Below are 16336 nucleotides of genomic sequence, written 5' to 3'. Positions count from 1 at the left end.
ACAAGTGTGACGCGATTTGCTGCGGCGGGCGCTGAGACGGTGGCATGGATTCGCTGATCAATGCCGCCGGCCGCGCGCTCGCCGCGGGCGATCCGCTCGGCGCCTTGAAGCGCGTCGCGCTGCGCGACGACGCGCCGGCGCTGGCCCTGCGCGGCATCGCGATGGCGCAGCTCGGCGATTTCGCCAAGGCCAAGGCGCTGCTGAAGGACGCCGCCCGCGCCTTCAGTCCGAGGGAAGCGGTGGCGCGCGCCCGCTGCGTCGTCGCCGAGGCCGAGATCGCGCTGGTCTCGCGCGACCTCGGCTGGCCGGAGAAGGCGCTGCGGTCCGCCCGCGCGACGCTCGCCGCGCATGGCGACCGGCTGAACGCCGCCTATGCCGGCAGCCTCGAGGCGCGCCGCCTCATCCTGGTCGGCCGCCTCGACGAGGCCGAGCGCCTGCTTGCGGACTTCGATCCGACGCCGCTGCCGCCGGTGGCGCGCGTCGCGCATGAACTGGCCGCGGCCGGCATCGCCGTCCGGCGCCTGAGGACAAAGGCGGCGCGCTCGGCATTCGGCCGCGCATCGCTTGCCGCCTATCAAGCCAACATCCCGGCATTGAAGGCCGAAGTCGAAGCGGCGTCCCTGGTGCTGAACACGCCGGTGGGCCGGCTGATCGCGCGCGGCGCGGAGAAAGAGCTGCTGCTCGACGAGGTCGAGGCGCTGCTGGGGTCCGGCGCGCTGGTCATCGATGCTTGCCGCAACGTCGTGCGCGAAGGCGGCGCCGCGGTCTCGCTGGCGACCCGGCCGGTGCTGTTTGCGCTGGCGCGCACGCTCGCCGAGGCGTGGCCGGCCGACGCATCGCGCGAGACGCTGCTTAAGCGCGCCTTCCGGGCGAAGCACGCCGATGAATCGCATCGTGCGCGGCTCAGGGTCGAGATGGGGCGGCTCCGCGCCGAGCTCGCCGGCTTGGCCGAGATCAATGCGACCGCCGGCGGCTTTGCGTTGACGCCGCTGAACGCCGCCGAGATCGTCGTGCTGGCGCCGCCTGTCGAGGATGAGCATGGCGCGGTGCTTGCCTTCCTGACCGATGGCGAGGCCTGGTCGAGCTCGGCGCTGGCGATCGCGCTTGGCGCCAGCGCGCGCACCGTGCAGCGGGCGCTGGAGCAGTTGTCGGCCGAGCACAAGGTGCAGGCGGTGGGCCGCGGCCGGGCGCGCCGCTGGATGATGCCGCCGGTCACCGGATTCCCGACTGTCTTGTTACTCCCCGGTCCGCTGCCGAGCGACTAGTTTGCCGGTACTCGGCATCGGGGGAGAGACGTCATGAAACTGATCAGATTAAGAGCGCCCGGCGGCCTGGAACAACTCTCGTTGGTCGAGGAGGATCGGCCCGAGCCCGGACCGGGCGAGTTGCTGGTCCGAATCCGGGCATGCTCGCTGAACTTCCACGACAGCATGGTTGCAACGGGCAAGAAGCCCTGTGCTGACGGCCGCATTCCGCTGTCCGATGGTGCTGGCGAGGTGATTGCCGTCGGAGAGGGCGTGGACGCATTCGAGACCGGCGATGCCGTTGTCAGCTGCTATTGGCCCAATTGGCTGGGTGGCGAGGCTACGCCCGCCACCAAGCAGGGCGAACTGGGCGATGATGTCGATGGCTATGCAAGGGAATATGCCTCGATGCCGTGGCATGCTTTCACGAAGGCGCCGGCGGGTTACACCCATGTGGAGGCGGCTACACTCAGTTGCGCCGGGGTAACCGCCTGGAGGGCACTGGTGGTGTGCGGTCAGGTGAGGGCTGGCGATACGGTGCTGGTCCTCGGCGCGGGCAGCGTGTCGTTGTTCGCGCTGCAGTTCGCCAAGATGGCGGGCGCCCGTGTCATCGCGACATCTTCCTCCGATGACAAGCTCGAAAAGCTCAGGCGGCTCGGCGCCGATCATCTTATCAATTACAAGGCCGTGCCCGACTGGGGCCGGAAGGCCAGGGACCTGACCGATGGACGCGGTGTCGATCACGTGGTCGAGGTCGGCGGCCCCGGCACGCTGGCGCAGTCGATAACGGCCTGCAGGATGGGCGGCCACCTCGCGCTGATCGGCGTGTTGACCGGCTTTGCCGCAGAAGTGTCGATCCCGGCGCTGTTTTCCAATCAGATCCGCATCAACGGAATTTCCATCGGCAGCAGAGCTGACCAGGAAGATATGATCCGGGCGATAACGGCCAACGGCCTGAGGCCTGTTATCGGCCGGAGCTTTCCGCTGCGCGATATTGCCTCGGCTTTCCGGGCGTATGAGAGCCAGAAGCATTTCGGCAAGGTCTGCATCGAGCTTTGAGGCGGTTCATAAATTCCCGACTGTGTTGTTGCTCCCAGGTTTGCAGCAGAGCGGCTAAAGTCGAAGCTGACACAAGAGACCGATGAGGATTGGAAGATGAAAAGAGCCGCTGCCGAGATCCTGCGCGAATATGGACCCTTTCCGGACACCGAGCGCGTCAATGGCGTCACCTACGATGGCAAGAATGTCTGGTTTGCCACCGGCGACAAATTGAAGGCCCTCGACCCGGAGAGTGGCACCATCGTGCAATCGATCGACGTCGCCTCGCATGCCGGAACCGCTTTCGACGGCGAGCACCTCTACCAGATCGCCGAGGATCGCATTCACAAGGTCGACCCAAAGACCGGCGAGGTCGTCGCCACCATTCCCGCGCCGGGCAATGGCGGCGATTCAGGTATGGCCTGGGCCGAAGGTTCGCTCTGGGTCGGCGAATACAGGGCCCATAAGATCCACCAGATCGATCCTGAAACGGGCCAGGTGATCCGTAGCATCGAGTCGAAACGCGTCGTCACCGGCGTCACCTGGATCGACGGCGAACTCTGGCATGCCACTTGGGAAGGTGAGGAGGGCGATCTGCTGCGCATCGATCCCGAGACGGGTGACGTGCTGCAGGAGGTAGCGATGCCCTCCGGTGTGTCGGGACTGGAATCCGATGGCGACGGCTGCTTCTTCTGCGGCGGCGGCAGCAGCGGCAAGATCAGGGCCGTGCGCCGGCCGGGATACGACGCTGGCAAATAACGGATGGCCGGAACGGGCGGCCCGGTCAGGCCGCCTCGCGTGCCGGCCGGGTCATGGGCTTGCTGGAGGCCTTGGCGGCTGTCGGCCTGTCGAAATGCGCCCAGGCCGGCCGCTCGAACAGGAAGGTGCCGAAGCCGACGCGCTGGACGACGAAGTAGAGCACCACCGGGCTTATGACCGAGACCAGCAGCACCGCCAGGCTGAGCATGCCGGTATCGGTCAGGAGACCGCTCGCCAGCATGACGCCCCGGAAGATCGACATCGGGATGGTGAAGGCGACATAGACGACCAGCGAATGCTCGCCGAGCCAGCGCAGCCATTCCATGGAAGCGAATTTCGACAGGAAACCGCCGGCAACGCAGAGCGCCACGGCGCCGGCGACGGCAAGCGACAGATGCAGCGGCGGCCATGCCGCCAGTCCCATCTGCATGCCGACCGGCTGCATCGCATAGCCCGGCGAATAGACGAGCAGGCCGTTGACGATCGCCCAGGCGAGCAGGCCGAGAACGGCGATCGCCGGCCGTGCCTGCGTCCACTCCACCAGCCGAAATATCAGCGGCGCGAGCACGAAGCCGAGGTAGAAGAACACGAAATAGGCCGCGAACTGCTCAAGCGCGTAGCTGTCCGGCTTCGGCGCACACATCTGCAGCGCAGCGGCAGCCAAGATGACGATCCAGTGCGGCACGCGAAGCTCGCGCAGCACGCGGATGACGATCCCGAACACCGCCAGCATGTAGATGAACCACAACACGCCGTATGGCTGGACGGCGGCCATCGCGAGATCATGCAGCATGCCGGCGGGGTCGCGGCTGAAGATGCCGATCTTCAGCCCGATCGAGATGACCGCCCAAAGCACGTAGAAATAGAGGTAGTGGACTACGCGGCGGTCGATATAGCGCCGCCATGGCCGGTCGATCACCTGCGACAGGAACAGGCCCGAGATCAGGAAGAATTCCGGCATCCGGAACGGCGTCGCGAAGCCGATGACATAATGCAGGAAGCCGACGCCGCCGGTGTATTCGCCGGTGTTGTAGGCGGCATACATCATCACCACCAGAAGGATGGAAAGACCTTTTGCCGTATCCACCCACGGCATGCGGTTCGGATTGCTCATGAACGGTCTCGAGGAAATGTACCTGTCCAGATTGTAGCGGACAGGCACGTCCCGCGCAGCATCAAGCTCCCATTAACGTAAACGCGGCCCTCGTTTCCGAGGCGGTCTCAACGATCGCCCGATGTCGGAACCACGGTGGCGGAACGCGGCTCGCGCATCGCCACCGCGACGATCGCGCCGGATAGGAAGGTCAATGCGGCAATGGCCGCGATCGCCGCAACGAAGCCGAAGAAGTCGGCGATCAGGCCGGCGGACAGCGCCCCGATCGCATAGCCGAGGTCGCGCCAGAAGCGATAGACGCTGAGCGAGCGCGCCCGCCAGGAGGGATGCGATGCGTCCGACACCGCCGCGATCAGGCACGGATAGACCATCGCGGTGCCGAGACCGAGCAAAAGGCTGGCCAGCAGCCACCAGCCGAAATCGCGCGTCATGGCGGTGGTGAGAAGCCCCGCCGCCTGCACCCACATGCCGGCGACGATCAGCCCCTTGCGGCCCCAGCGGTCGCTCAACGGCCCGGTCGCCACCTGGAGGATGCCCCACACTGCCGGATAGACCGCCTTGAGGACACCGATGCGCTCGATGCCGAGGCCGTTGGCAACGAAGAAGAGCGGAAACAGGCCCCAACTCATGCCGTCGTTCAGGTTGTTGACCAGGCCGGCCTGCGAGGCTGCGAACAAATTGCGGTCGCTGAACGAGGTCAGCATGAAGATCTCGCGGAAGCTGAGCGGGGAAGCTTGTCTTGGATGGTTGGCCAGCTCCAGCCGCAGATGCTCGCGCGTGTCGCGCACGAGCAGGATCGACAGCGCCGCACCCAGGATCGCGTAGCCGACGCCGAGATAGATCGGCACGGGACGAAAGCCGTAGCGGCTCGCCAGATAGCCGGTCAGGAAAGCAGTGACGCCGACGGCGAGATAGCCGGCGAACTCGTTGAGGCCGACGGCGAGCCCGCGCGACTTCGGCCCGACCAGATCGACCTTCATGATCACGGTCATCGACCAGGCGAAGCCCTGGTTGATGCCGAGCAGCGCGTTGGCGGCTACGATCCAGCCCCAGCTCGGCGCCCAGATGATGATGAAGGGCACCGGCAGGCCGAACAGCCAGCCGAGGATCAGGACGCGCTTGCGGCCCCATCTGTCGGCAAGCTGGCCGGAGACAAGGTTGGCGCAAGCCTTGACCACGCCGAAGCTGACGATGAAGGAGACGACCAGCGTGGTCGACGCTACGCCGAACTCCTCCGCGCCGATCAGCGGCACCACGGTCCGCTCGATGCCGACCATGCCGCCGACAAAGGCATTGATCAGCACCAGGAGCGAAAACTGCTTCCAGTTGGCCTTGAGGCCGAGCGCGACGGCAGACGCCGCTATGTTCAAGATTTCGCTCCGGCGTTGACGGCCCGGGTCCGGGCGGCCTGCGGCGGCGGGGGAGGGATGTCGGCGGTCATGGCTGCGACGAACTCACCCTCATCCTCGATGCGGAAGGCCTTGTTGAAGCGTCGCTCGAAGCCGATGGTCGATGTCGGCTTACCGCTCAGCGAGCGGCCGCAGACCGAGCCCGAATAGGCGCCGGGCAGCACCTCGATATGGTCCGGCAGCTCCTTCAGCCGCCGCACGCTGGCATAAAGCGCGCGCGCCCCGTCCTCGGCGCTTGAAGCAAGCTCGGTGCGACCGAGATCGCCGACCATCAGCGTGTGTCCGGTGAGCACGAACCACGGTTCGGCCGACCGCGTCCGGTCGGTGACCAAAAGGCTCAGATGCTCCGGCGTATGGCCCGGTGTATGCAAGACCGTCGCTGTGACATTGCCGAGCTCGAGCACCTCGCCATCCTTGACACGCCGGAACGGGAAGCCTGCTTCGGCCCCTTCGAACAGCACGTATTCCGCGCCCGTCGCCTCGGCCAGCGCGCGTCCGGCCGAGATGTGGTCGGCATGGATATGCGTGTCGACGACATAGAGGATGCGCATGCCGGTCGCGCGCGCCGCATCGACATACGGCGCGATGTCGCCGACCGGGTCGACCACGGCCGCGGAAGCCTTGCCGCCGCAGCCGAACAGATAGGAGGCGGCAACCGGATCGTTGTGCAGGAACTGCCTGAGAATCATCGCTTTTTCCTCCGAACGAGCGGCTGCGCCCCGGGGAGCCGCTCTGCTTGACAGCAATGGTCGAAACCGTCATTCAATTATTCCATTGAATGACGGCAGAAAGGTCGATGTCAATCCGCAATCCGAAACAGGCGCTGTACGAGCAGTTCGCGATCGTCGCCAAGGCGCTCGGGCATCCACTGCGCCTGGAAATGATCGAGCATCTGGCGCAAGGCGCGCGCAGCGTCGAGGCGCTCGCGGCGAAGCTCGGCCGGCCCGTCGCCAACATCTCGCAGCATCTGCAGGCGCTGCGCCGCGCCGGCATCGTCTCGGCCGAGCGCGACGGCAAGTTCGTGCATTATTCGCTGGCCGATGACAGCGTGCTTTCCGCCTTCGCCGCTGTGCGCGGCGTCGCCGAGCGGCAGCTCGCCGAGGTCGACCGCATCGTGCGCGGCTATTTCGATGCGCGTGACGACATGCAGCCGGTCACACGCGACGAGCTTCAGAGGCTGATGCGCGACGGTCTGGTGACACTGATCGACGTCCGTCCGGCGGACGAGTTCGCGCTCGGCCATGTGCCGGGCGCCATCAATGTCCCGCTGGGGAAAGTCAGGGCCTGGTCAGCCGACGCCGCTATCGGCCGCGAAATCGTCGCCTATTGCCGCGGCCCGTGGTGCGTGATGTCCTTCGAAGCGGTGGCCGCGCTGCGTTCGGTCGGGCATGCGGCGCGCCGGCTGGAGGACGGCATGCCGGAATGGAAGGCGGCCGGCCTGCCGGTGGAAGGGGCGGCCTGATGATGGCCCGCCGACGTGCCACTGAGCGCCAGTTGCAGACCCTTGATGGCAACATCGCGATGCCTTAAGCGGAGCCGTGAGCGGATTGGCAGGTCTCCACCCTTTTCCGCAACGCCAGACTCCTGGCCAACCATCTCGACCGCTTAGTAGGTGACCTTCGGGTACCAGTCGGTCCCGCAACCTTCCGGCGTCAAGTCCAGGACGTTCCACAGCATCATCAGGTCCGGCTCGGTTGTCGGGTCTTTGCCTGGATCGGCTGACTCGAAACCCAGCTCCGCCCCCGAAGTGCCGAATGGTTCCGTCGTGCGATACCCAGATTGTCGTATAAACGGCACTTTATTGCGCTTCGTAGAGTTCCAAAGGCAATCCATCCGGGTCGCTAAAGAAGGTGAAGCGCCGATCCGTATATGGGTCGATCCGGATTGGCTCTACGGCAACGCCGGCGGCCTCCAGGCGCGCAACTACGAGGTCGAGGTTCCCCACAGCAAATGCCAAGTGCCGCAGCCCTGTCGCCTCTGGATAAGACGGCCGCGGCGCTGGGGCAGGGAAGGAAAACAATTCCAGCTGGGCGGACCCGATCCGCAGGTCGGCCTTCCAGGACTGCCGCTCCTCCCGATAGACCTCGCGGATCAGGTCCAGGCCGAGAAGCTCGACATAGAACCGTCGCGATCGATCGTAGTCGGTGCAGATAAGCGCGACGTGGTGAATGGCGTCCAGCATCTTTCGAAGTCTAGCCAAGCCGGGCTTTGGAGCCAAGGTCACCCACTTTGTATCTGTCATCGCGGGCAGGATCTCCTTATCGCTTCGGGTGAGAGCCTAACATCCAGACGGCGGGCAACCGTGCTGACCGTGGCTCGCTTGGTTGCAGGCGGACCTGCTGTCCTGCGGGGCATCAGGATCGTCCGCGTATTTACCAAAAATCGAGATAGGCTGGGATCGTAGATACGTTCACACGGGAAAACCGGCCTTTCTGAAGCCTGACGTGAAAAGCTCAAGGGCGACTTGATCGGTGAACGGGAGACCTGAAATCAGCCGGATGGTCAGCTCGTGTTTCCTTGTCAGTGCTTCCTCAACCTCAGCGCGCGCCTTCTCCATCTCGCCCAAATGTGCGTATGACGCTGCGAGGAAGGCATGGATGAAGAATTGGTCACCGGCCTTCCGATACGAAGCGACAGCTTCCGAGTACCTTCCAAGCAGGAACAGAGAGCTGCCCTTCACCTCCCAGAACCACACCGGAGGTAACGGCTCGCGCAGGAGCGCGGTTTCGAGCACGTTGAGTGCCGTCTCGGCCCGTCCGCCGTAGTTGAGCCAGCTTGCGTAATCCCCCGCTATATTCACGTCTAGCGGGTTCAACGAGCGCGCGAGCTCAAAATGCACTCCTGCATCGCTATGCTGGCGCATGTGTGTAAGCACCAGCCCCATGCTCTGGTGACAGACGCCATCGCTTCTGTCGAGAGAGAGCGCCGTCCGTGCCGAGTCCCAGGCCTTCTTTAGCGTCCGCGGATCATTGTCGTACCAAAATCTGCCGACGAGGGCCTGCGCGAGGAAGGCGTGGGCTTGAGCGAACGACGAATCGAGATCCACGGACCGAACGAAGAGGGGCTCGGACTTTTCCAGTTCATATCGGTAAAAGTGCGCGCGCCCCTGCAGGTAGTAGTCGTATGCATCCCAATCGGCGGGTGGCTTGCGTCTGGTACGGGTCGCCGATTCCGCCTCCGCTTGCCCTTCGACCATCGAGGCGATAAGCGCTGCAACCTCGTCTTGCAACGCGAAGATGTCGTTAAGGGCCCGATCGTAGCGTTGGGCCCATAGATGGGTGCCGGTGGCGGCGTCGATCAGCTGTGTGGTGATCCGAATGCGATCACCGAGTTTTCTTATGCTGCCTTCGACGAGATAGCGAACTCCGAGTTTGCGATGTACTTCGGCAATGTCCATTGCCGGATGGCGAAATTGAAAAGACGAATTGCGCGCGATGACGAGGAGGGAGCGAAACCTGGCCAGCTCCGTGATTATGTCCTCGGTTATGCCGTCGCTGAGATACTGCTGGTCCTGATCGCCGCCCAGATTGGCAAAAGGCAGCACCGCGATCGAAGGCTTGCCGGACGGCGGTATCGGTTTGCTGGATGCGCTCGCTACCGGCTTGACAGTCCCGGTGAAGCGGTAGCCGACGCGAGGCACCGTGGCGATCCACTCACCGCCATTATCACTCGGACCGAGAGCCTTTCTTAGTGTCGCGATTTGAACGGTAAGGTTGCCTTCCTCGACGGCGGTTCCCGGCCAGGCAGCGTCCAGCAGTTCGGCCTTGGTCAGGATCTCGCCGGGCCGTGCCGCAAGCGCAGCAAGCAGCGTCAGTCCACGATGCCCAACAGCGACCGGGATCTCCTCTCTAAGGAGCGTCCCGATGTCGGGGTCGAGTACGAACGGACCAAAAGCGATGCGAGTCCCGTGCATGCAGGCATAGTAGACGTTTCGGAAATTTCAGAACAGTTCCGGCGCCGCGCAAATCCAAGGGCGAACTTTCCGGGAAAGTGCGTCATCAATTTGGTATGGCGCAACTCTGCTCATGGCGCCGGCGCTGCCGATGCCCGCCTTTGGGTTCGGTTCAAGGGCGGGACAATCACGCAACCAGCCGCCTTCTCGATTGGCGTCGGGAGGCTCTCTGTTATCGGCATTACGCAGCCGCCCCGCCGGAGCGCCGCGCTCCAAAAGGGCTGACCTCAGTAACCGAGAATTGGCGCTCGTACTCCACTGCAAGTTTTACAGGCGCAGCTTTTCTACGCGAAGAGGAAGTCTGATTCGGTGATGTGAGCTGCCGCCGTCTCGCCCACCGCCACGTTTAGGTCGATTGTACCGGCGTCGTCGCTGAAACCGACAATGAGCCCGCTGCTTCCGGTGTCGACTTTCACCACTGCTCCTTCGGCGGATATGTTGTGTGCGTGAAGATAGTCGAGAGCTGCCTGAGACGAGGCGAAAGTTCCGTTAGTACCGGGAGAGTCGTTAAGGATCAAAGCGACGTGCCGCGACTCATGCAGATCAATTTTATCCTCGCCATGCTTGAATCCCTGGATGGTGTCCTGAACGGTCGCCGATGATTCGCCCGAGAAGAAGACAAAGGTGTCCCGGGCGCCGTCCCCGGTGGTGATGCCATTGTTCGCCGACATCCAGTCCGCGCCTGCGCCGCCGAGGATGATGTCGGCGCCTTTGCCGCCATAGATGGTGTCGTTCTGGTCTCCACCCAATATCAAGTCATTCCCGGCATCGCCGTATAGGGTGTTGGTACCGCGACTATCTTCGACCACGTCATCGCCGGCACCGCCGTGGATGGTGTCGTTACCGCTGGTGGGGGAGGTGGCGGTGTCGTCGCCGTAGAGGGTATCGTTGCCGGCACCGCCCTCGATATAGTCGTCCCCGGCGTTGCCGAAGATCGTGTCGTTGCCGGCACCGCCGTAGAGTGTGTCGTTCGTGTCGCCGGGAGTGTGATCCTGACCGTCGCTCGGGCGAATCCCGCTGCCGCCGTAGATAGTGTCGTCCCCGGTGCCGCCGTAAATCACGTCGCTGTCGATCCCGCCTCGGAGTGTGTCGTTGTCAGCGCCGCCATTGATCGTGTCGTTGCCGGCACCGCCGTCGAGAAGATCATCCTCGGCCCCGCCGGTGATAAAGTCGTTGCCGTCATCGCCGTTGAGGGCGTCGGCACTGGCGCCGCCGTGGAGGAAATCGTTGCCGGGGCCACCGGAAAATAGGTTGGTGAGATCATCACCGATCATTCGGTCGGAGAAAGCCGAACCGAACCAGGTGCCGGTGTATGTGAAGTCGGTGGTGTATGCGGTCCCGCCGGCGAAATAAGCGGCCTCGTTGGTAACTGTCGCGCTCGGCGGGATGTTCTCTTCGAGTTGGACTGTGTGGGTGTGCAGATTCAGATCGACACTCGCCGTCGACTGCGAGAAATCCGGGCCGACTGATACTAAGACTGGCTTTTTAGTCATGGTATTCATCTCCCTGTTGTGCACAAGATTGTGCGCGTTGTGGCGCTACACTGCGGATATGAAATATGTGTCTTTGGTCTGGGTCTCCTTTGTTGTGAAAAGGATGCGTACGGAGCTGTTGAAGATTTCATTTCTCGCGCAATGAGCGACGGATATCTTGCGTGAGCGGTTCGGCAAGATATGCCAGCACGGTGCGGGTGCCGGTCTTGATCATGGCCTCGCTCGACATACCCGGCAGCAGACTTTGTCCACGCCGCCGAGCCCGTCGGAGATTTGGAAGCCGTCTGTATTATCGCCGCCCGAGGCCGAGGTGTATGGAGGCGGCTAGGTCGGCTCTGATACCGCTTCGGGCACCCCCTAAACCGCGCACTCGCTACCTCTGTCCGCATACGTGTATCTCACTATCAGGTGTTGGGGGGGCGACTTGTGCGCCGCCCCTCACTGTAGGTTACACCAGAGCGCCGAAGAGGAAGTCCGCCTGTGTGATATGCGCCGCCGCCGGCGCGCTTACCGACACGTTGAGGTCGAGAGTGCCGGCGTCGTCGCTAAAACTGACGAGGTCGACGGCAGAACCGTCGATGACCTTTACTACTGTACTCTCGACAGAGAGATTGTGCGCGTGGAGATAATCGATAGCCGACTGTGCCGAGTTAAAGGTGGGGCCTTGCAGGAACGCGGTGTCGTGAGTGTCCCTCAGGTCGAACTTATCGTCACCGTGTTTGAAGTCGGTGATGACGTCATGTTGGCCGGCGACGAAGGTGTGGCTGTGGAAGACGAAGGTGTCGTTACCCCCGCCGCCCGTCAGGGTGTCGCTGCCGGAATTGATCGAGAAATTTGCCCTACCCCCTTCGATAGTGTCGTTGCCGGCCCCACCGTTGATGGTGTCGTCACCGATAAACCCGACGATGGTGTCGTTGCCCCCGTCACCGTACAGGAAGTTAGCTCTGCCGGACGGGAGAAACATGACGTCACCTTCGATATAATCATCACCGGCACCGCCGTGGATGGTGTCGATGCTGTTGCTATTCATAGCGCCGTTGTCGCCGTAGAGGGTGTCGTTGCCGGCCCCGCCGTTGATAGTGTCCTGGCCCTCGCTGCCGGTGATGGTGTCGTTGCCAGCATCGCCATTGAATATGCCGCCGTCACGGCCGGCCCTGATAAAATCGTTGCCGCCACCGCCATTGACTATGTCGACTCCAGGGGAGTAGTGGGCTTGGCTGTCGTCACTGGTATAGATGGCGTCATCACCGGCCCCGCCGTTGATGATATCGTTACCGTCACCGGCTCTGATAAAGTCGTTACCGTCACCACCTTTGATGGTGTCGTCGCCGGCGTTGCCGTAGAGGGAATCGTCGCCGGCGTCACCGGCAATAGAATCGCTACCGTCACCGCCTTCAATCCAATCGTCACCGCCGCCGCCGTACATGAAATCGTTGCCGCCGCCGCCGAGAAGATGGTTGAGGAGATCGTCGCCGATCATTCGGTCTGAGAATTCCGAGCCGGTGTAAACACGGAGATAATCCCCGGTGGGGTTGGTGAAGTCGGTGGTGTAGGCGATGCCGTTACTGCCGGCGAAGTAAGCGGACTCGTCGACGACTGTCGCGCTCGGGGGGTTCTCTTCGAGCTGCACTGTGTGGTTTTGCAAGTTCAGGTCGACGCTGGCCGCTGACAGTGAGAAATCGGGGCCGATTGTTATAATTACTGGATTTTTCGCCACGGTATTTCCTCCCTACTGCACACACAATTGTGCGATTTATAACTCTATAGTGTGGGTATGGACATAAATGAGGCGAGGTGTAGACTTCTGTCTTTAATCTGGATCCTCCCTTGTTGTGACATGGATACGCACGTGAGCCACTGATGTTTGCATTATTTCTCACGCAATGAGCGACGGATGTTTTGCGTGAGCGGTTCGGCGAGATAAGCCAGCACGGTGCGGGTGCCGGTCTTGATCATGGCCTCGCTCGACATGCCCGGCAGCAGCCTGCGACCGTCAAGCTTGGCCAGTTCGCTCTTGTCGATCACCACCGTTGCGGCGAAGTAAGGAGCGTTCGTGCGCTCGTCCACCAACCGGTCGGCCGACACCGTTTCCACAACTCCGCTGAGCTGCGGCAGGTTGTATTTGGCGAAGGCCGGGAAGCTGACATAGGCTGTCTGGCCGGGGGCGATCGTCTCGACGTCCTCGGGCTTGACCATTGTCTCGACAACCAGCTTCTCGCCGAGCGGGACGACCGTCATCAGCGTGTCGCCGGGTTTCACCACTCCGCCCGCCGTGTGGACTTTCACGTCCATCACGATTCCGTCGACGGGGGCGGTGATGTCGGTGCGCTTGAGGACATCCTCGGCCGCGCGCGCTTGCTGCCGGAAGTCGAACAGCTCCGCTTCGACCTTGCTCAATTCGTCAACGGACTCGTTCAACTGTTGAGTTGTAAGGTTGAGGATTTGCATGTCGATCTCGGCGATAGAGCTGCGGGCGCGGGCGATCGACGCGACATTCGTGGCGCGTTCTCCCTCGGTTTGGCGTTGTTGCTGGGTGAGCGTCAGGTTGCGTTCTCGGGTGGTGAGCCCCTTGCTGAGCAACGCCTCGAGGTCTTTGTTCTCATTCGCGAATGCCGCGATCCGCTTGTCCTCGGTCGCGATAAGCTGTTGCAGCCCGGTAATTTGCTCGGCGGTCTGCTGGCGGCGTTCGTCGAGGATTGCCTTCTCGTCTTTCAGGTTGCGGTGCTTCGCGTTGAAGACGTCACGTTGGGTGGCCACCGCGTCCTTGACGGCGGGGTCCGGGTTATCGAGCAGTGCCTGGTCGAACGCGATCCTGTCCTTGCCATCGCGTTCGGCCCGGAGACGGGCGACGAGTGCCTCGCGTGTGGCGATCTTGTTTTGGATCGAGTCCAGTTGAGCCTTGGCTTGGGTGTTGTCGAGACGGACGAGCACTTTGCCCTTCTTGACGACGTCGCCGTTGACGGCGTCCAGTTCGGCGATAATGCCGCCTTCGAGGTGCTGGATGAGTTTGCGGTCGCCGTCGACCTTGACCACTCCGGTCGTCACCGCCGCGCTGTCGAGCGGTGCCAGGGCCGCCCAGCCCCCGGCCACGCCGAAGAACAGGAACATGATTGAGAAACCGGCGTTCGTGACGGCTCTGAGACGGAGCGGTTGCAACGTCGGCGGGGGTGGCAGTGGCTGGGGGAGAGCGACTATGTTCATATCGTTGTCTGCTGGGTTTGCGCGGGTCATGACGTGACCGCCGTGACGTGGGTGGTGTTGGGCAGCTGGGCCACTCTCCTGGCGCGGGCGGCGAGTTCGTTGAAGACCGTGTCACGCGCCCCGAATAATTCTTGTCTGCCCTGATTGAGCACCAGCACCTTGTCGACTTTCTCCATGATGCTTGGGCGGTGTGCGATTAGGATCATCGTGGTGCCCGTCGCCTTGACCGCGCCGATCGCGGCCATCAGGGCGTCTTCGCCCTCGCGATCGAGGTTGGAATTCGGCTCGTCCAGGATGATGAGTGTCGGATCGCCGTAGAGTGCCCGCGCCAGCCCGATTCGTTGGCGCTGTCCGCCTGACAGCGATGCGCCTGAATCCCCTACTTGAGTTTCGTAGCCTTTCGGCAAGCCCTTGATCAATTCGTGAACGCCCGCCAGTTGCGCGGCCTTGATCACGCTGTTGAAGACCGCGGGACTGAGCTTCGCGAAGCGGGCGATGTTCTCGGTGATCGTGCCGGCGAACAACTCGATGTCCTGCGGCAAATACCCGACGTGCCGACCACGGTCCTCGGCGGGCCACTCGGCGACGTCCATGCCGTCGAGCAAAGCGCGACCGGCTGATGGGCGCCAAGCGCCGGCGAGAACGCGGGCCAGGCTTGTCTTGCCGGATGCGCTCGGGCCGATGAGCGCCATCACTTCACCGGGCTTGAGTTGGAAACTCACGCCTTTCAAGACAGGCTCGCCGCCACCCTGCCGGGCGAGGACAATACTCTCTGCCTCGACCTTTCCTTGTGGGCGTGGCAAAGACCACACTGCTTTGGCCTCAGGGCGTTGGCCGACAAACGCGGTAAGACGCTTGTAAGCGGCGCGTGCCCCGAGCGTCGCCTTCCACGTGCTGATCGCTTGCTCTACGGGGGCCAGCGCGCGACCCATCAAGATTGAGGATGAGATCATGATGCCGGGAGAGGCCTCGTTTTGCAGCACCAGGTAAGAGCCGAGGCCGAGCACCGCCATTTGCAAGGCCATCCGCCAGAAACGTGCGACAGACGCGATGGCGCTGGCGCGGTTACCGGCGGCGACTTGTCCGGCGCTCGCTTCATCCTGCTGCTCTTGCCAACTGTCGAGCAACGGCCGCAGCATGCCCATGGCCTGGACGACCTCGGCGTTGCGGACTGCCGACTCGGCTTGGGTGAAAGCCCGTGCCTGCGCGTTGCCGGCCTCTGTCAGCGGTTTGCGGGTGGTGAGTTCGTTGAGCAATGCCAGCGCAAACAACACGCACCCGCCGGCCAGCGCCAACCAGCCGAGCCACGGATGCATGAAGAAGATGGCGATGAAGAAGATTGGCGCCCACGGTGCGTCGAGGATTGGGTAGATGCTCGGGCTGGTGAAGAAATTCCGCACTTGGTCGAGATCGCGCAGAGACCGCGTGCTGCCTTGACCCGGCGTGGCGGCCGACTGCTCTACTGACGCGGTCAACAGGACTGGGGCCAGCCTCGAGTTCATCCAGGCGCCTACGGTTGACAGCAGGCGGGCGCGTACCATTTCGAGCCCTGCCATTGTCAGGATCGCCGCGCAGGCGATCAACGACAACGCTGCTAAAGTTTCCACGCTGTGGCTGGACAGAACCCGGTGGTAGACTTGAAGCATGTAGAACGAGCCGGTGAGCATCAGTATATTGATGCCGCCGCTGAACCAGATAAGCGGCGTTATGGCGCGTTTGGCCTCTTTCATCACTGCCTGCAAAGCAGGAGCCTGTTTGTTGCTTATTTGCATGACGGCGACCGCGCCCGTTCCGCGCGCCGCACGCTATCTTGCTTTTTGGCCTCTGAAATCCATCAAAGGAATGATGCGGCGATACAAGCGTGTCTCGCCTTTCGCTAAACGTTCGGAGGGTAACTGCCTTTGATAAAACGCAGCGTGCGCTGGGTATTTGGGCAATCAGCAGATGCACATGCGGCGGCGCGGGCCTTTGGTGCCAACACTATTTCAGCTTTCGGGTGTCGGCATTCGTGGTTCGCGCGGCTGAAGTGAGGCGTAAGCGATCGTCCGCAGGCGAAACTGGCGGATACGGGTCAAAAAAGCCAACTATGTGTAATTGCAGGCCCGCCTGTGCTCAGGCGAGCCACT

At 62.8% G+C, this 16336-nt stretch carries 13 protein-coding genes; 4 read left to right on the top strand and 9 right to left on the bottom strand.

Features of this window, described 5'->3' with window-relative positions; translation table 11 throughout:
• Positions 1 to 44 precede the first annotated feature (44 nt).
• The 3 genes from LB526_RS08000 to LB526_RS07990 all read left to right on the top strand — a co-directional run bounded on the left by LB526_RS08000 (position 45) and on the right by LB526_RS07990 (position 3041).
• Positions 45 to 1265, top strand: coding sequence for a helix-turn-helix domain-containing protein (locus tag LB526_RS08000; protein WP_224627147.1), 1221 nt, complete (start codon positions 45 to 47; stop codon positions 1263 to 1265).
• Between the two features lie 33 nt (positions 1266 to 1298).
• Positions 1299 to 2303: a zinc-dependent alcohol dehydrogenase family protein gene (locus LB526_RS07995; protein WP_224601636.1), complete on the top strand. Its 1005-nt coding sequence runs from the start codon at positions 1299 to 1301 to the stop codon at positions 2301 to 2303.
• Positions 2304 to 2399: 96 nt separating this feature from the next.
• On the top strand, positions 2400 to 3041 hold the full coding sequence (locus tag LB526_RS07990) for a DUF5074 domain-containing protein (protein WP_224627146.1): 642 nt from the start codon (positions 2400 to 2402) through the stop codon (positions 3039 to 3041).
• Between the two features lie 25 nt (positions 3042 to 3066).
• Here LB526_RS07990 and LB526_RS07985 read toward each other — a convergent pair whose 3' ends face one another.
• The 3 genes from LB526_RS07985 to LB526_RS07975 all read right to left on the bottom strand — a co-directional run bounded on the left by LB526_RS07985 (position 3067) and on the right by LB526_RS07975 (position 6253).
• Positions 3067 to 4155, bottom strand: a complete 1089-nt coding sequence (locus LB526_RS07985; RefSeq protein WP_224627145.1) for an acyltransferase family protein — start codon at positions 4153 to 4155, stop codon at positions 3067 to 3069.
• A gap of 107 nt (positions 4156 to 4262) precedes the next feature.
• Positions 4263 to 5525 carry an MFS transporter gene (locus LB526_RS07980; RefSeq protein WP_224627144.1) on the bottom strand — a complete coding sequence of 421 codons (1263 nt, stop codon included), beginning with the start codon at positions 5523 to 5525 and terminating at the stop codon, positions 4263 to 4265.
• Positions 5522 to 6253 (bottom strand): MBL fold metallo-hydrolase, encoded by a 732-nt coding sequence (locus tag LB526_RS07975; RefSeq protein WP_224627143.1) that lies wholly within the window; start codon positions 6251 to 6253, stop codon positions 5522 to 5524. Before LB526_RS07975 ends, LB526_RS07980 begins: the two co-directional genes overlap by 4 nt.
• Positions 6254 to 6360: 107 nt before the next feature.
• Between LB526_RS07975 and LB526_RS07970 the strand changes: the two genes are divergently transcribed.
• Positions 6361 to 7026 carry an ArsR/SmtB family transcription factor gene (locus LB526_RS07970; RefSeq protein ID WP_224529178.1) on the top strand — a complete coding sequence of 222 codons (666 nt, stop codon included), beginning with the start codon at positions 6361 to 6363 and terminating at the stop codon, positions 7024 to 7026.
• 336 nt (positions 7027 to 7362) lie between these two features.
• On the opposite strand, the gene LB526_RS07960 is transcribed toward LB526_RS07970, so the two are convergent.
• The 6 genes from LB526_RS07960 to LB526_RS07935 form a co-directional block, all read right to left on the bottom strand.
• Positions 7363 to 7746 (bottom strand): VOC family protein, encoded by a 384-nt coding sequence (locus LB526_RS07960; protein ID WP_224529348.1) that lies wholly within the window; start codon positions 7744 to 7746, stop codon positions 7363 to 7365.
• Positions 7747 to 7974: 228 nt separating this feature from the next.
• The gene (locus tag LB526_RS07955; protein ID WP_224529175.1) at positions 7975 to 9477 is read right to left on the bottom strand and encodes a winged helix-turn-helix domain-containing tetratricopeptide repeat protein; all 1503 of its coding nucleotides are present in this window, start codon (positions 9475 to 9477) and stop codon (positions 7975 to 7977) included.
• Positions 9478 to 9800: 323 nt separating this feature from the next.
• Positions 9801 to 11009 (bottom strand): calcium-binding protein, encoded by a 1209-nt coding sequence (locus tag LB526_RS07950; RefSeq protein WP_224627142.1) that lies wholly within the window; start codon positions 11007 to 11009, stop codon positions 9801 to 9803.
• Positions 11010 to 11457: 448 nt separating this feature from the next.
• Entirely contained in the window at positions 11458 to 12726 is a 1269-nt protein-coding gene (locus LB526_RS07945; protein ID WP_224627141.1) for a calcium-binding protein, read from the bottom strand.
• Between the two features lie 152 nt (positions 12727 to 12878).
• Complete coding sequence (locus LB526_RS07940) at positions 12879 to 14210, bottom strand: HlyD family type I secretion periplasmic adaptor subunit (protein ID WP_224627293.1); 1332 nt, start codon at positions 14208 to 14210, stop codon at positions 12879 to 12881.
• A gap of 26 nt (positions 14211 to 14236) precedes the next feature.
• The gene (locus LB526_RS07935) at positions 14237 to 15940 is read right to left on the bottom strand and encodes a type I secretion system permease/ATPase (protein ID WP_224627140.1); all 1704 of its coding nucleotides are present in this window, start codon (positions 15938 to 15940) and stop codon (positions 14237 to 14239) included.
• Between the last annotated feature and the right edge of the window lie 396 nt (positions 15941 to 16336).

The sequence above is a fragment of the Mesorhizobium sp. CA6 genome (assembly GCF_020165035.1).
Lineage (GTDB): Bacteria > Pseudomonadota > Alphaproteobacteria > Rhizobiales > Rhizobiaceae > Mesorhizobium.
This window is presented reverse-complemented; position numbering and strand designations above follow the sequence as displayed.

Bases quoted from the DNA above. Each gene is read 5' to 3' on its own strand.
- LB526_RS08000 (WP_224627147.1), top strand. From the start codon at position 45: ATGGATTCGCTGATCAATGCCGCCGGCCGCGCGCTCGCCGCGGGCGAT.
- LB526_RS07995 (WP_224601636.1), top strand. From the start codon at position 1,299: ATGAAACTGATCAGATTAAGAGCGCCCGGCGGCCTGGAACAACTCTCG.
- LB526_RS07990 (WP_224627146.1), top strand. From the start codon at position 2,400: ATGAAAAGAGCCGCTGCCGAGATCCTGCGCGAATATGGACCCTTTCCG.
- LB526_RS07985 (WP_224627145.1), bottom strand. From the start codon at position 4,155: ATGAGCAATCCGAACCGCATGCCGTGGGTGGATACGGCAAAAGGTCTT.
- LB526_RS07975 (WP_224627143.1), bottom strand. From the start codon at position 6,253: ATGATTCTCAGGCAGTTCCTGCACAACGATCCGGTTGCCGCCTCCTAT.
- LB526_RS07970 (WP_224529178.1), top strand. From the start codon at position 6,361: ATGTCAATCCGCAATCCGAAACAGGCGCTGTACGAGCAGTTCGCGATC.
- LB526_RS07960 (WP_224529348.1), bottom strand. From the start codon at position 7,746: ATGCTGGACGCCATTCACCACGTCGCGCTTATCTGCACCGACTACGAT.
- LB526_RS07955 (WP_224529175.1), bottom strand. From the start codon at position 9,477: ATGCACGGGACTCGCATCGCTTTTGGTCCGTTCGTACTCGACCCCGAC.
- LB526_RS07950 (WP_224627142.1), bottom strand. From the start codon at position 11,009: ATGACTAAAAAGCCAGTCTTAGTATCAGTCGGCCCGGATTTCTCGCAG.
- LB526_RS07940 (WP_224627293.1), bottom strand. From the start codon at position 14,210: ATGAACATAGTCGCTCTCCCCCAGCCACTGCCACCCCCGCCGACGTTG.
- LB526_RS07935 (WP_224627140.1), bottom strand. From the start codon at position 15,940: ATGAAAGAGGCCAAACGCGCCATAACGCCGCTTATCTGGTTCAGCGGC.